The organism is Hydrotalea sp. (assembly GCA_030054115.1).
Taxonomy (GTDB): domain Bacteria; phylum Pseudomonadota; class Alphaproteobacteria; order JASGCL01; family JASGCL01; genus JASGCL01.
Genome location: JASGCL010000001.1, coordinates 20,645 through 35,124, shown reverse-complemented (window position 1 = coordinate 35,124; position 14,480 = coordinate 20,645). Strand labels below are relative to the sequence as shown.

Here is a 14,480-nt window from a genome sequence, read left to right as displayed (position 1 = left end):
GTAAATTTATGAATCGCGATTAATATTTTTTGCGGCACGATGCTTAGCTTTTCTATCGCCGAAAAATATGTATATAGTGGGCCAGAACAACATGACGCGTATCAATATCATTCCGCCGCGTTACCTGACCAATCGGCATTTGGTGGCGGAATTTACCGAACTGCCACGGCTGGCGCCCTATTTACAAAAAACCTTGCGGCAAAAAACGCCGGCGGTGATTAAACAAAATATTGTCGGCAGTTATATTTTGGGCAAGGGGCATGTTTATTTTTGGTATGATAAAATTCCGTTTTTGCAACGGCGGTTTGCGGTGCTGGCGAAAGAAATGACCAGGCGCGGCATGACGGTGGATAAAGAATCATACGACAAAAACCAACGACGTTTTGCATTGTTGTTGCGCGACAAAAAACTTGGCAAGAATTTTTTTGTTGCCTATCGCCCCAAGCCGCAAGAAATAAAAATCAATGCCGAGCGGATAGCTACGCGGATAAAGGAAAAACCATTATCTTATAAAGACCAAGCAATATTCTTTGCTTGGTATGAAAAAAATGGTAAATAAACGGCAAAGGAATCGATGGCAAAAAACATGGCAAAAAAATCTATCCCCGCCGAGGTGCTGGCGCAATATAAAAAATACAATCAAGAATTGGCGCGGCACAATCAATTATATTATCAGGACGCCGCGCCTGAAATTAACGATGATGAATACGACCAATTAAAAAAACGCCGCGATGATTTAGAAGCGCAATATCCTTTGTTAAAAAACATCAAGGATGCGCCGTTATTTTCATCGGTGGTCGGCGCACCGCCGAAGGAGGGATTCCAAAAAAGCCGGCATTTGCAACCGATGTTGTCGTTGGATAATATATTTGAAGAAAGCGAGATAGCAGATTTTTTTGCCTCTATCCGCCGGTTTTTAAAATTGCCCGATGGCGCGCCGTTGGAATTTATCGCCGAGCCAAAAATCGACGGATTGTCGATGAGCTTGCTTTACGACAATGGCGCATTGTCGGTGGCGACAACGCGCGGCGATGGGTCGGTGGGGGAAAATGTTACGGCCAATTTTTTGACCCTTAAGAATATCCCCAAAAACTTGCCCGCGCCGTTCCCCGAAAAAATTGAAATAAGGGGGGAGGTTTACCTGACCCGCGCCGAATTTATGCGCATCAACCGCGTGCAGGAATCGGCCGACAAAAACCCATTTTCAAACCCGCGCAACGCGGCGGCCGGTAGTTTGCGGCAATTGGATACAACCATTACCGCCAGCCGGCAATTGCAATTCTTTGCTTATGAAATTGGTTTTATGACCGGAAAAGATTTCACCAGCCAAGAAAAATTGCGGCAACAATTGGCGGATTGGGGTTTCACCATCAGCGCGCCGGCCAAATTATGCAGAGACGAAAATGATTTGATAAATTATTACCGGCAGATAGAGGAGCATCGCCCCGAATTGCCATTTGATATCGACGGCGTGGTTTATAAATTAAACGATAGGGGATTGCAGGGGCGATTGGGTTTTTCGGCGCGCGCGCCGCGCTTTGCCATTGCGCACAAATTCCCGGGCGAAATTGCCGAAACCATATTGCGCGATATCACGGTGCAAGTTGGCCGCACCGGCGTGTTGACACCGGTCGCCGAATTGGACTCCATCAACATCGGCGGCGTGATGGTGGCGCGGGCGACGTTGCATAACGAAGATTACATTGTCGACAAAGATATTCGCCCGGGCGACCGCGTGCGGGTAAAACGCGCCGGCGATGTTATTCCGCAAGTTATCGAGGTCGACATGAAATACCGCACCGCCGCGCAGAAAAAATTTTCATTCCCGCACCAATGCCCGGTGTGTGGTGGCGAGACAAAAAGAATTGCGGGCGAGGCGGCGCGGAAATGCGTTAATCGAGCAAATTGTCGCGCGCAAATTGTTGGCGGGCTTATCCACGCGACGACGCGCGACGCGTTGGATATTGAGGGGTTTGGCGAAAAGCAAATCGAAAAATTTTACGCCATGGGTTTTTTAAAAACCCTGGCCGATATTTATCGGCTTGACCGTTATGCCGACGAGATAAAAAACCTTGACGGGTTTGGAGAATTATCGTGGAACAATATTTGGGCGGCGATAACGGCGCGAAAAACATTGCCGTTGTATCGTGTGATTTACGCATTTGGCGTTCCGCAGATTGGCCGCGAAACGGCAAAATTATTAGCGCGGCATGTTGGTGATTATGAAAACCTTGCGGCGAAAATTTCGGCGGCAAAAAAAGATTCTGCATCGGCCGAACAATGGGTGATGGAGCTGGACGATATAGAAGGCGTTGGGGATGATTTGGCGCGTGCCGTGGTGCGCGAATTAACCACCAATGGCGAACGTTTGGGCGAATTGGCCAGCGTGGTGACGATTGAAAAACACGCGGTGGTGGCGGGTGGGAAATTGTCGGGCAAGGTGATTGTGTTCACCGGTAGTTTGGAAAAATTCAGTCGGCAGGAGGCCAAGGCGATGGCCGAACGTTTGGGGGCAAAAATTGGCAGTGCGGTTTCAAAAAACACCGACTATGTTGTGCTGGGGGCAGATGCTGGCAAAAAAGCCGACGAAGCAAAAAAACTTAACATCAAAATTTTGAGTGAGCAGGAATGGTTGGATTTGATTGCGTAAGGGCGCGCGTGGGGAGGGTAAACGAGGGTGAATTTTTTTATTGCCTCCCTTACAAGAATATTATAGCATAAAAAAAACAGGAGAAAAAAAATGACCAAACACACATCATCTTGCCATTGCGGCGGTTTAAAAATTGAATTTGACATGGCGGCGGGGGAGCAGGCGATAACGTGCAATTGTTCGATTTGCCGGCGAAAGGGTTCGATGTTGGTTTTTCGCACCAGCGATAAGGTTGCGGTGCAAAAAACTACCGAGACGAAAGATTACCAATTTGGCAAAAAAACCATCCACCATTTTTTTTGCAAAGAATGCGGTGTGTCGCCATGGTCGGAGGCGGAACATAACGGCGCGAAAACCTATGCCATCAACCTGCATTGCGTTGACGGACTTGACGAAAAATCGGTCACGGTAAACCAATACGACGGCGCGGCGTTGTAGGTGGTGCGGTTGTGGGCTAGTTAGAGGCCAACTGCTTTTCTGAACTCATCTATTTGCTTTTTTAGAGTATCCCGAGGGCATTCATAACGAGGACTTGAGTTGGTTTCAAATATTTTTTCCCAAATTGCTTCTTCTAATTCATGAATCATTACATTTTCTTTTTTTGCTTTTTTTAAACACCATTGATGAAAAAATTTATATCCGTTTAAAGTTTCTCCCTTATCTCCAATTTTCTGACTAATGTAGCTATCATAAACAATAAAATTGTTATCAATAAATTTTAAATGTTTAGAATGATAAGATATAGCCAAACCATTTATTTTTATTTCAGGTGGTAATATAGATGCATAGTTATAATAGCCATTGTGATTTAGAACATTTGCAATAGCATTTATTAATTGCTTATAAGTCGCTAGAGTTTTTGTGTTCATCCATTTACCTTTGTGTCGCCAAGCGTCTTTACCTCCCCAAGCTTGGATTTCACAAAAGGCTTCAATTAAATTTTCATCGCTGAGATTACTTTTCGCTTTTTCTATAGCCTGTTCTGCGTGGTTAAAATTATATTTATGCCGCATTCTTGCCGAAAGCATCTCAATGTCGGACGCTTTCAAATTTAGATTATCTAAATAAGTGCTACTAAGCATATGCCCTACCGCGGTGTTATAATAACATATTCCTTCAGCAAGTCCGCGGTGGTGTGCCATGTGCCCTTGAAATTGGGGGGCACGATAAAACCATCGCCCGCCTTGAAAGACCATGATTTGCCGGCGTCGTTGGTTAATGTCGCCGCGCCGCGCAGGAGATGGCAAAATTCCCAATACCCCTCGTGAAATGTATTTTTTTTACCAACCTCGCAACCCCACAGGCCGCAATCGATGGTGACCACATTGTCGTCGTGGTAAAAATCCCATGTTTTGGTGCCCATGGTGCCGGTGCCGGGAATTAATTTATCGGCCGGTGTTGCTTCGACATCGGGGGTTGGCAAATCGGGCGATTGTTCGCCGACGATAATAATTTTATTTGGGTCGTAATTTTCGGCCAGCGATTTGTCGGGCGCAATGATAACGAATTTTTTTAAAATTTCCTTGGTGGTTTGCCAACGGCCACGGAATCCCTTCGGCACAATCACCGCCGATTTTTCATTCACCGTCCATGATTGGCCGGCTTGGTTGGTGATTATCGCTTCACCCTTTAAAAAATGGAAATACTCCCATTCCTTATAATTAATATTATTATCCGATTCGGTGCAGGCCCAAAAACCCGCCAAGATTCCCATTTCTTTATGTTCGTGTGGCACCCAAGTGTCGGTTTCGCCGGGTTTGCCCGACCGCACCGAAAATAATTTTTCGCCGTCATTGTCCAACACATCATGGCTGGGCGCGGCCATGTCTGAAAAATTGAGGGGGATAATATCAACCATTTGCTTAGCATATCATGGTTTTATAAAATTGCAATCAGAAAATTTTTTGGCTGTGGTAAGCTCTCGCTAACCATGGCCGCGACCCGCGTGGCGTAACTATTTTTTGCTTTTTTATGGTGGGTTGGTTGACGAAAAATCCCGCTTGTCTTTGTTGGTTTTATCGTATAAGGGAAATTAACCCACTATATTTTTTACAACCAAAGGATACCCCCAAAAATCATGACCAATACCATCATCAGCTCCGACCGGAAAAAAATCACCATTGGTTTTGACGTGCCATTCGTCGTTATCGGCGAGCGCATTAACCCCACCGGGCGCAAAAAATTGGCCGCCGAGATGAAGGAAGGCAATTTCGAAACCGTGATAAGGGACGTCGAAGCCCAGGTTGCGGCCGGCGCGCATATGCTCGACATCAATGCCGGTATTCCGTTGGCCGATGAACCGGCGATTTTGGCAAAAACGATTCAATTGGTCCAAGAAATGACCGACCTGCCGCTTGCTATCGATTCCTCCATTGTGGCGGCGTTGGAACGTGGCCTATCGGTTTATAAGGGTAAGGCGTTGTTAAATTCGGTAACGGGCGAGGAAGAACGATTGGAGGTCGTCTTGCCATTGGTGAAAAAATACAATTGCGCGGTGATTGGTATTTCGAACGACGAAACCGGCATTTCCGAAAACCCCGACGTGCGGTTCGAGGTTGCAAAAAAAATCGTCCACCGCGCCATGGATTTTGGCATTCCGGCGTCTGACGTGCTTATCGACCCGCTGGTCATGCCGATTGGTGCATTGGGCCAGGCGGGGCAAGCGGCGATGAAGCTCATCCGTCGCCTGCGCGAGGAATTAAAGGTCAATACATCTTGCGGCGCGTCGAACATCAGCTTTGGCCTGCCGAACCGCCATGCGCTGAACGCGACATTTTTGTCGATGGCGATTGGCGCGGGCATGACGTCGGCCATTATGAATCCATTGCACCCCGAGGAAATGCTCGGCATTGCGTCGGCCGATGTTATCGCCGGCACCGATTTAAATTGCGCGGCGTGGATTACCAAATTCCGCGAACCACCCGTGGCCGGTAGCGAGGGTGGCCGCAGTGACCGCAGTCGCAGACGGCGGGGGTAGTAGAGGGGGATTTGTTAAAAAATGAAATTCGGTATTAGAAAACCATCGCCGCGCAAAATGTTGGCGGCGCGGATGTCGATAAAAAGACAAATTGTTAATCGCGCGGGTTTAAAAATGCCCCGCGGTTATGGTTGGGTTACCAATCCTAAGAGGTATATTTATAACAAGATTTACAAACGCACCACCGTTAGTTTTTGGTCGCTGTTTAAATAATGTTTCTGCGCTTCGTTGCATGACTTATAAAAATTCCTTTTATATAATGGCGAAAGTTGCTAGGAATCCAAATTATGTTGAATGTAAAAAATCGCACTGTTTTTTGTCATGATAATATCGATATATTGCGTGGCATTAATTCAAATTGCATAGATTTAGTTTATCTTGACCCGCCTTTTAATAAAAAGAAAATTTTTACCGCGCCGATAGGAAGTAGTGCTGAAGGTGCTGAGTTCCGAGATATTTTTAGCGAGGAAGATGTTAAGGATGAGTGGGTTAAAGAAATCGAGGCCGAGAATTATCAGCTTTATTCTTTATTGCTGGGTATAAAAGAATTCAGCAATAAATATAATTATTGCTATTGTGTTTATATGGCCATTCGATTGATAGAAATTCATCGCGTGTTAAAAGAAACGGGCAGTGTTTATTTACATTGCGATCCAACGATGAGCCATTATTTAAAATTGGTGCTGGATTGTATTTTCGGTGAAAAGAATTTTAGAAATGAGGTTATTTGGGCTTATAAACGCTGGACGGCGGTAGCAAACAAATTCCAAAAGCTACATGATATTATTTTATATTATGCTAAGTCAGATGCTCCTGTTTTTAATACACAATACGATCCCTACGGCGAGTGGATAAAAAAAGATTATGGTTATACAGACGAAGAAACCGGCAAGAGATGGCGATGGCATACTGTCAAGGGAAATAGGTATAAAGTTTTTCTTGAAGATGAAAGCCGAGGTGTTAAAACAGGCGATTGGTGGGAGATTCCACCCATTGGCTCAACGGCGAAAGAGCGCACGGGTTATCCAACGCAAAAGCCTCTTATTTTGTTGGAAAGGATTATTAAGGCTAGTAGCAATGAAGGTGATATGGTGCTTGACCCGTTTTGTGGTTGCGCTACCGCTTGTGTGGCGGCTGAACGGTTGGGTCGCCGCTGGGTTGGCATTGATGTTAGTTATAAAGCCTATGAGTTGGTAAAGGAACGGTTAAACAAAGAAAAACATACAATTATGGATTGGAATAAAGAAATCCACGATAGCACCGCGCCGCCAAAAAGAACCGATGGTGGTGCAGGTGGTGCGATTGCAGGTTATATTTACATTATTTCTAATAAAGCTTATAAAGGCCAATTAAAGGTTGGCGTTGCAAAAGATCCTAAAGCGCGCTTAAACAATTATCAAACCAGCGATCCGAAGCGAGGTTTTACATTAGAGAAAGCTTATCAAACACCATTTAATATCGAAATCGAAACAATGATTCATAACCATTATCAATCTCTTTATGAATGGGTTGCGACCGATGATATTGAAGAAGTTTTTAATCAGATAAAAGAATTTGAAAAACAAATAAAAAAGGAAAAAGGAGCGTTATAATAAATGTCCGACAGCAAAGCCAAAATTGTTTTTACGCCATCGGGGAAGCGTGGCGAATTCCCGGTCGGCACGTCGATTCTGGCGGCGGCGCGCGGTTTGGGCGTCGATTTGGATTCGGTGTGCGGCGGGCGCGGCATTTGTGGCCGATGCCAAGTCGAACCCGGTTTTGGCAGTTTCCCAAAATTCGCGATAGAGGCCGGCGAAAATAACCTGTCTCCATTTAACGATGTCGAGGCACGTTACAAAAATAAAAAAGGCCTAAAACCCGAACGCCGCCTGGGGTGCAATTGCACGCTCCAGGGCGACATGGTGATTGACATCCCCGAGGACAGCCAAATCCACCGCCAAGTAATTCGTAAGGCGGTCGACAAACGCGCCATTGCCACCGACCCCAATGTAAAATTATACGCCATCAATGTAACCGAACCCGACATGCACAAACCATCGGGCGACAGCGAACGGGTGATAACGGCATTGTGCGAACAACATGGTTTCACCGAAGAAAAATTACACATCAACCCGCATATCTTGCCCAGCATTCAGGAAGAATTGCGCAAGGGCAAATGGTCGGTAACCGCCATGGTGCGCAATGGGGTGGAGGTCGCCGGTTTGTGGGCGGGCGACGTCGCCACGATTTACGGCCTGGCGATAGATTTGGGGTCAACCACCATGTCGTTGCACTTGACCAATTTGTTAACGGCCGATGTCGTGTCGTCGGTCGGGGCCATGAACCCGCAAATCCGTTTCGGCGAAGATTTAATGAGCCGCGTTTCGTATGTCATGATGAACAAGGGTGGCGAAAAAGAAATGACCGAGGCGGTGCGATTCGCCCTGAACGACCTGGCGGTGCGTGCGTGCAAAGAAATTAACCTTGACCCGCAAATGGTGGTTGCGGTGACGGTGGTGGGCAACCCGGTGATGCACCATTTATTTTTGGGCATCAACCCGACCGAATTGGGTTGGGCACCATTTGCATTGGCCACAAACCACGCCATCACCATGCCGGCGCGCGATGTTGGTTTTGCCCTGCACCCGTCTGCGGAATTATATGTTCTGCCATGTATTGCCGGCCACGTGGGGGCGGATTCGGCGGCGGTGATATTGGCGGAGGAGCCATATAACCGAGACGAAATTTCGTTATTGGTTGATGTTGGCACCAACGCCGAAATTGTTTTGGGTAACCGCGAGCGGTTGTTGGCATGTTCCAGCCCGACCGGCCCGGCGTTGGAGGGGGCACAGATTTCGTCTGGCCAACGGGCGGCGTCGGGCGCGATTGAACGGGTGCGAATTGACCGCGAAACACTGGAACCAAAATTCAGAATTATCGGTTGCGAAAAATGGTCGGACGAGCCAGGCTTCCCCAAGGACGATAACAACGCCAAAGACGACATTGCCCCGACCGGCATTTGCGGCAGTGGCATTATCGAGGTCATTGCCGAAATGATGCTGGCCGGTATTGTCGGCACCGACGGCGTGATTGATGGTGCCATGGCGGCGCGCAACCCGCGCATCATCGCCGACGGCCGGACATTCAGTTATATTTTGCACCATGGCAACCCAGAAAACAACGAACCGGAAATTAAGGTAACCCAGGGCGACATTCGCGCCATTCAATTGGCCAAGGCCGCGCTTTACGCCGGTTGCAAATTGTTGATGGATAAATTGGGAAAAAACCCCGACCGCATTGCATTGGCCGGCGCGTTTGGCACGCATATCGAACCGAAATACGCCTTGATATTGGGCATGATTCCCAATTGTGCGTTGGACAAAATAAACGGCGTCGGCAATGCCGCCGGCACCGGCGCGCGCATTGCCTTGGTCAACCAAGCCAAACGGCATGAAATTGAACAGGTGGTGCGCCGCGTGGAAAAAATCGAAACCGCCATCGAACCGAAATTCCAAGAATATTTTGTCAACGCAATGGGCATACCCAATTCGGTGGATGATTTCCCCGCCCTGGCCGGTGCGGTGCAATTACCGCCGCGCAAAATGACCACCGGCACCGGCGGCGACGCATCGCCCAGCGGCGGTGGCCGCACACGGCGGCGGCGGGGGTAGTTTTTTTTTACACGGCTAGGGTTCTTAGGGTTAATCCAATTTTTTTCGCGCTTTTAAGGCGGCGAATAAAGTTCCCTCGTCCATGTAATCAAGTTCGCCACCCGCCGGCACGCCCGCGATGTGCGTTAGCACATCGTCAAATAAAGTTGCGCGGCGTGCCTCAATCCAACTTTTTTCGCGCTTTGAAGGCGGCGAATAAAGTTCCCTCGTCCATGTAATCAAGTTCGCCACCCGCCGGCACGCCGTGGGCGACGCGGGTGATGGTCAGGCCGTTTTTATTACCATCGGTGTTTTCGTCGCCATCGCCATTAACATTGGGGGCGAGGGCGAGCTGTTCCAAATTTTCGGCAATATAGTGCGCGGTGGTTTGGCCGTCGAGCGTGATGTTGGTGGCGAGGATGACCTCGGCAATTTTTTTGTCGCGACAGCGCGGCAATAATGACGCCAGGTTCAGGTTGTCGGGCATCACGCCGTCGAGCGGTGATAAGACGCCACCCAGCACGTGGTAAAGGCCTTTGTAAATCCCGCTCCGTTCGATAGCCCACAGGTCGCTCATTTGTTCGACGACGCAAATTTTTGTTTGGTCGCGCGCCGGGTCGGTGCAGGTCATGCAGGGGTTGACAAAATCCAACGCGCCGCATTCTTGGCATTTAATAACCTGGTCATAGGCCATTTGTAAATTGATGATGAGCGGGCTTAATTCTTCCTCGCGGTTATTTAACAAATGGAGGAGGGCGCGCCGCGCCGACCGCGGGCCAAGGCCGGGCAGGCGCGATAATTGTTTTGCCAACAATTCAAATAATCTATGTTCCTTGGTTGCCATTGGTGGTTGCCATAATTCAAGCCGCGTTAAAAATTTTAGAAAAAATTAAAACGGCAATTTAAAACCCGGCGGCATGGGAATGTTGCCGAATAATTCGCTACGTTCGGCATCGACCCGTTTTTTTATTTTTTCTGATGCCTGGTTGGTGGCGGTTTTTATTAAATCGGTCAGCACAATTTTTTGCGCCGGCGACAATAGCGCGTCGTCAATCTCCACCGTCACAACCATGCCCTTGCCGTCAAGGGTGACGCGAACCGCCTCGCCCCCCGCGCCGGCGGTGCCGGTTTCTTGCCATGTCGCCATGTTTTTTTCCATGGTCGCCATTTTTTCTTGCAACTCCTTGGCCTGTTGCATTAATTTTTCTATACCGAGCATTATTTTATTTTTTATTTATGTTAAGTTTTGGGTCGATAATTTTGGCCGCTGGGAACAGCTCCCGCGCCAATTTTATGGTTTGGTTGTTGGCAATTTTTTCATATAATCGTTCGTCCAACGTGGGCATACCGGGTTGCGCCACCGCCGCGATTTGCCAAATGCTGTCGGTGGTTTTGCTCAGGTATTTTTTTAATTCCTCGGCCAGCGCAACCGACGCATCATTTATTTTTTCGAATGTAACCACCCCGCCGCTATTGCTGGCGGCGACCGGAAATTGATAATCGATAAGGCGGATGTTCGACCGCATGTTGGTCGCCAGCATCATGTTTTTTTGCGCCACCATCGCCACCAAATCCTCAAACGATAAATTATCTTGTGTTTGGTTATTCTCTATCGGCGATTGCGTTATCGCCGGTTCAGCTGTTTTTTTTTCCGTCGCCATATTGGCCATGCTGTTGCTGGGGGCGGGCTCGGGTGATGCCGTTACCGACGGGGCATTATTAACCGCCGCATTGGGGTTGGCCTTGATGGTTTTTATCAATTCGTCGGGGGTGGGGGCGTCGCCGACCAACATCAACCTTATCAACAGCATTTCGGTCGCGGTAATGGCGTCGGGTGCGACGCGAACCTCGCCCAAGCCACGCAATAACATTTGCCACACCCGCGCCATAATTGGCAGTGATAATTTTTTTAACAAATCATAGCTTAAGTTTTTTTCGGTCTCGCTTATGGCGTTGGTGTTTTTATAATCTTCGTCCAACGCCATTTTGGTCATGACATGCACCGCCGCCATCAATTGTTCGATAATCATTTCCGGCGCGCCGCCCAATGTTATCAAGTCGTGGTATTGCGCCATGGCCGACGGGGCATCGCCCGCCATCAGGTGGTGGAGCAGGTGATAAATTTTTGTAATATCCGAAAGCCCGAGCATCGCCAACACATCGTCCTCGCCCACGCCGCTCGGGTTCAGGGCAATCGCCTGGTCGAGCATCGACAACCCATCGCGCACCGACCCCTCGGCCGCGCGGGCGATAAGGGTGATGGCCGAATCGCTCATCGTGATATTTTCCTTTTGCAAAATCGATTTGAAATGCGCGGTTAATTGTTCGACCGACACGCGGCGCAAATCAAACCGCACGCACCGCGATAATATGGTGGCGGGGATTTTTTGCACCTCGGTCGTGGCAAGAATAAATATCAAATGCGGCGGTGGCTCCTCCAATGTTTTTAACAGGGCGTTAAAGGCCTGGGTGGTTATCATGTGGGCCTCGTCCAAAATATAAACGCGGTATTGCCCCAGCACCGGCCGGTAACCAACGCTGTCGATAATCGCCCGCACGTCGTCAACGCGGTTGTTCGACGCGGCGTCCATCTCCTGCACATCGACATGACGATATTCGGCGATGGCGACACATTGGTCGCACGTGCCGCACGGGTCTTCAATCGGTGCGCCGGCGGCCTTGTTTTTATTTTTTTCGCAATTTAAGGTTTTGGCAATAATCCGCGCCGTCGTGGTTTTGCCAACGCCGCGCACGCCGGTTAAAATATAACCATGGGCGACCTTATTCATTTTAAAACTATTGCGCAGGACGCGCACCAATTGCTCTTGACCAATTAATTCGTCAAAAACCTTGGGGCGGTATTTACGCGCCAGCACCAGATGCGATGTATCAGACATTATTCTTTTTTAGAAATTTTTTTGGAATAAAAATTCTCTCCCCTTTTTTTGTTAAGCCATTTATTTACCCAGCATTAAGATGAGGGGGGCTTGGCTTTGCTGGTTAAGTGAAGGATCATTTATGACCCGACAATAATTGTTACGACTGCTTCTTTTCAGACCTGATCGGGTTATGCAATACCATCGCCCATAAACGACCCTTCCCCTGTTATTTAAAACTGCTTGGCGGTTATGTCAAGTAATTGATAACGCTGTTTAGGCGTAATAAACCACCCTCGGTCAGGCGGTAATGGTGATTGGCGGCGGGAACGGCCAAATTATCATCGACCAAATCTTGCCATTTTTGGTCGAAGTTTTCGGGTAAGGTTTCTGGCGGGTCAGACGGCAAAGAAATGCCATCGGTCAGCCGCAGGCCCATCATTATTTTTTCCACCACCGCGTCGGCCGGCTCTATCGCGGTGAAGGATTCGATGCCGATGTTGTCGGTTACAACTTGCGTCGCCCATTTATCGGGCAGGCGAAAATTTTTGGTCGCAAATTTTTGCTGGTGGGTATTATTGCCGCCGTTATTTTGCTCATCTGGTTGGGGCAGGGTTAACCTGCCCTCTCCGCCGGGCCCCACCGCCAACCAATCGCCATAATGCCAATAGGTAAGGTTGTGGCGCGATGCTTGATTTACGCGTGCGAAGTTTGAAATTTCGTAACTGGGCAAACCATTGGCGGCCATGACATCGCGGGTTGTAACAAACATCTCGGCCGATAAATCATCGGGCGGCATGATGAGTTTTTTTTCCTTGGCTTGGCGAAAAAAATCGGTGCCGGGTTCGATGGTCAATTGATAAAGCGATAGATGCGATGGCGCAAAGGATAGGGCCAATTCCAACTCCCCCAACCACGCCGCCATGGTTTGGCCCGGGCGGCTGTAAATTAAATCGAACGACCAACGGTCAAATATCGACGGCAGGGTTTCGATAATTTTTATTGCCTCCGCCGCATTGTGAATCCGCCCCAATCGTTGCAAGGCATCATCGTAAAGCGATTGCACCCCCATCGACAGGCGATTGACGCCGGCCGATTTGAAATCTTTTAAGATGCTTGCCCCCTCCAGCGTGCCGGGGTTGGCCTCCAACGTGATTTCGATATCGTCGGTAAAGCCATATAGATTTTTGGCGGTGGTTAGTAATTCCTCGACCAGATGGGGTGGCATCAGCGATGGCGTGCCGCCGCCGAAAAATACACTGCTGATTTTTTTGCCCGCGAAGTAACCTCCAAGTTTTTCATGGCGGCGGTAAGATTGCAATTGACGCAACAAGCCATTGGCCATAACCTGGTTACGGCCGCTATCCGCCGCCACATGGGCGTTAAAATCGCAATAGGGGCAACGCCGCAGGCAATAGGGCCAGTGGATGTAAAGGGCAAAAAATTTCTTTTTCATATGGCCGTAATTTAGAAGATTATGCTATATTATTGATTTTTGTAGTTAATAGTTTCTTGCCATTTGTAGTTGTTTTTTTTATTATAAACACCTATTATAATATATAGGATAGGGTGCTGGGTTGTGGGGCGGACTTATCACCAAGGGATTGGGGAAGTATAAACTTTTTTAATAAGGAAACACAACAATGAAAAACCATGACGTGGCATTTACGGGCCGGGATGAAGCGCGGGACGCATCTTGGGACCAAACACGGGACAATTTAGGGGATAACTTATATGATAGCACCAATCGCGATGAGTCGCCTATACCACATCGCGCGTTATTTATCGAACCCGCGGTGGTGTCCTTCACTCTGTCGCAAATTTTTGGCCAGGTGGTAACGCAAAGGCTTTTGCAGAAATCGCCCCCGGGTCAAAACGGCAAAGCTATCAGGCAAAAATTCCAATTGGTATTGCGCACGGTTGGCGTCAGCCAACCAACCTGGAGTCGCACCATGGCGGGTAAAAGCTCCCTGACTCTCGATACAATGAGCGACCTGTGTGATAAATTGTCTTTTGATTTTCTTGCTATTTTGGTCGAGGTCATGACCCTGGCAAAAAAATTAGAAGACAGTACTAATCTTAATGGCGATGGCATAGTAAATTATCCAAAGTTGGAGCGCGAACCCCAGATGACGGATAATGAAAATGGTTTAAAAACCAAAATGATAGAAAAGGCGCAACGAGTAACCATCACCCCAGGTCAAACCCCACGGCAAACTATCGCCAGCAAGGATATTTTGCGCTACTTTATCAACCAGGTTAGGAACACCGAGGAAGAAAAAGACGCCAGAGGATAATCTGGAATAATTGCGAATAATGCCATTGGTTGACTAAACAACGCGGCGATG

At 48.3% G+C, this 14,480-nt stretch carries 14 protein-coding genes and 1 other RNA gene; 8 read left to right on the top strand and 7 right to left on the bottom strand.

All coding sequences use genetic code 11. From position 1 onward, the window contains the following. The first annotated feature begins 91 nt into the window (after positions 1 to 91). The 3 genes from QM529_00180 (at position 92) to QM529_00170 (ending at position 3,088) form a co-directional block, all read left to right on the top strand. On the top strand, positions 92 to 559 hold the full coding sequence (locus QM529_00180) for a pyrimidine dimer DNA glycosylase/endonuclease V (protein MDI9313085.1): 468 nt from the start codon (positions 92 to 94) through the stop codon (positions 557 to 559). Between the two features lie 27 nt (positions 560 to 586). Continuing rightward, positions 587 to 2,650: an NAD-dependent DNA ligase LigA gene (gene ligA, locus QM529_00175; GenBank protein ID MDI9313084.1), complete on the top strand. Its 2,064-nt coding sequence runs from the start codon at positions 587 to 589 to the stop codon at positions 2,648 to 2,650. A 90-nt stretch (positions 2,651 to 2,740) separates the two neighbouring features. Then, a complete protein-coding gene (locus tag QM529_00170; protein ID MDI9313083.1) occupies positions 2,741 to 3,088 on the top strand; it encodes a GFA family protein in 348 nt (115 codons plus the stop codon). A gap of 20 nt (positions 3,089 to 3,108) precedes the next feature. On the opposite strand, the gene QM529_00165 is transcribed toward QM529_00170, so the two are convergent. Continuing rightward, positions 3,109 to 3,678 carry a hypothetical protein gene (locus QM529_00165; protein MDI9313082.1) on the bottom strand — a complete coding sequence of 190 codons (570 nt, stop codon included), beginning with the start codon at positions 3,676 to 3,678 and terminating at the stop codon, positions 3,109 to 3,111. Between the two features lie 59 nt (positions 3,679 to 3,737). Further along, positions 3,738 to 4,508 carry a cupin domain-containing protein gene (locus QM529_00160; GenBank protein ID MDI9313081.1) on the bottom strand — a complete coding sequence of 257 codons (771 nt, stop codon included), beginning with the start codon at positions 4,506 to 4,508 and terminating at the stop codon, positions 3,738 to 3,740. Between the two features lie 219 nt (positions 4,509 to 4,727). On the opposite strand from QM529_00160, the gene QM529_00155 reads away from it, so the two are divergent. The 4 genes from QM529_00155 to QM529_00140 all read left to right on the top strand — a co-directional run bounded on the left by QM529_00155 (position 4,728) and on the right by QM529_00140 (position 9,277). After that, entirely contained in the window at positions 4,728 to 5,627 is a 900-nt protein-coding gene (locus tag QM529_00155; protein MDI9313080.1) for a dihydropteroate synthase, read from the top strand. A 21-nt stretch (positions 5,628 to 5,648) separates the two neighbouring features. Further along, positions 5,649 to 5,840 carry a hypothetical protein gene (locus QM529_00150; GenBank protein ID MDI9313079.1) on the top strand — a complete coding sequence of 64 codons (192 nt, stop codon included), beginning with the start codon at positions 5,649 to 5,651 and terminating at the stop codon, positions 5,838 to 5,840. A gap of 74 nt (positions 5,841 to 5,914) precedes the next feature. Continuing rightward, a complete protein-coding gene (locus QM529_00145) occupies positions 5,915 to 7,219 on the top strand; it encodes a DNA methyltransferase (GenBank protein MDI9313078.1) in 1,305 nt (434 codons plus the stop codon). Positions 7,220 to 7,222: 3 nt separating this feature from the next. Beyond that, on the top strand, positions 7,223 to 9,277 hold the full coding sequence (locus QM529_00140; GenBank protein ID MDI9313077.1) for an ASKHA domain-containing protein: 2,055 nt from the start codon (positions 7,223 to 7,225) through the stop codon (positions 9,275 to 9,277). 160 nt (positions 9,278 to 9,437) lie between these two features. Here QM529_00140 and QM529_00135 read toward each other — a convergent pair whose 3' ends face one another. The 5 genes from QM529_00135 to hemW form a co-directional block, all read right to left on the bottom strand. Further along, the gene (locus tag QM529_00135) at positions 9,438 to 10,100 is read right to left on the bottom strand and encodes a recombination mediator RecR (GenBank protein ID MDI9313076.1); all 663 of its coding nucleotides are present in this window, start codon (positions 10,098 to 10,100) and stop codon (positions 9,438 to 9,440) included. A gap of 45 nt (positions 10,101 to 10,145) precedes the next feature. Further along, positions 10,146 to 10,475 (bottom strand): YbaB/EbfC family nucleoid-associated protein, encoded by a 330-nt coding sequence (locus QM529_00130; GenBank protein ID MDI9313075.1) that lies wholly within the window; start codon positions 10,473 to 10,475, stop codon positions 10,146 to 10,148. A 4-nt stretch (positions 10,476 to 10,479) separates the two neighbouring features. After that, entirely contained in the window at positions 10,480 to 12,153 is a 1,674-nt protein-coding gene (gene dnaX, locus QM529_00125) for a DNA polymerase III subunit gamma/tau (GenBank protein MDI9313074.1), read from the bottom strand. Between the two features lie 106 nt (positions 12,154 to 12,259). Then, positions 12,260 to 12,356: signal recognition particle sRNA small type (gene ffs / locus QM529_00120), an RNA gene on the bottom strand. A gap of 26 nt (positions 12,357 to 12,382) precedes the next feature. Continuing rightward, on the bottom strand, positions 12,383 to 13,588 hold the full coding sequence (gene hemW / locus QM529_00115) for a radical SAM family heme chaperone HemW (GenBank protein ID MDI9313073.1): 1,206 nt from the start codon (positions 13,586 to 13,588) through the stop codon (positions 12,383 to 12,385). 187 nt (positions 13,589 to 13,775) lie between these two features. On the opposite strand from hemW, the gene QM529_00110 reads away from it, so the two are divergent. After that, positions 13,776 to 14,429 carry a hypothetical protein gene (locus QM529_00110; protein ID MDI9313072.1) on the top strand — a complete coding sequence of 218 codons (654 nt, stop codon included), beginning with the start codon at positions 13,776 to 13,778 and terminating at the stop codon, positions 14,427 to 14,429. Positions 14,430 to 14,480: the final 51 nt, after the last annotated feature.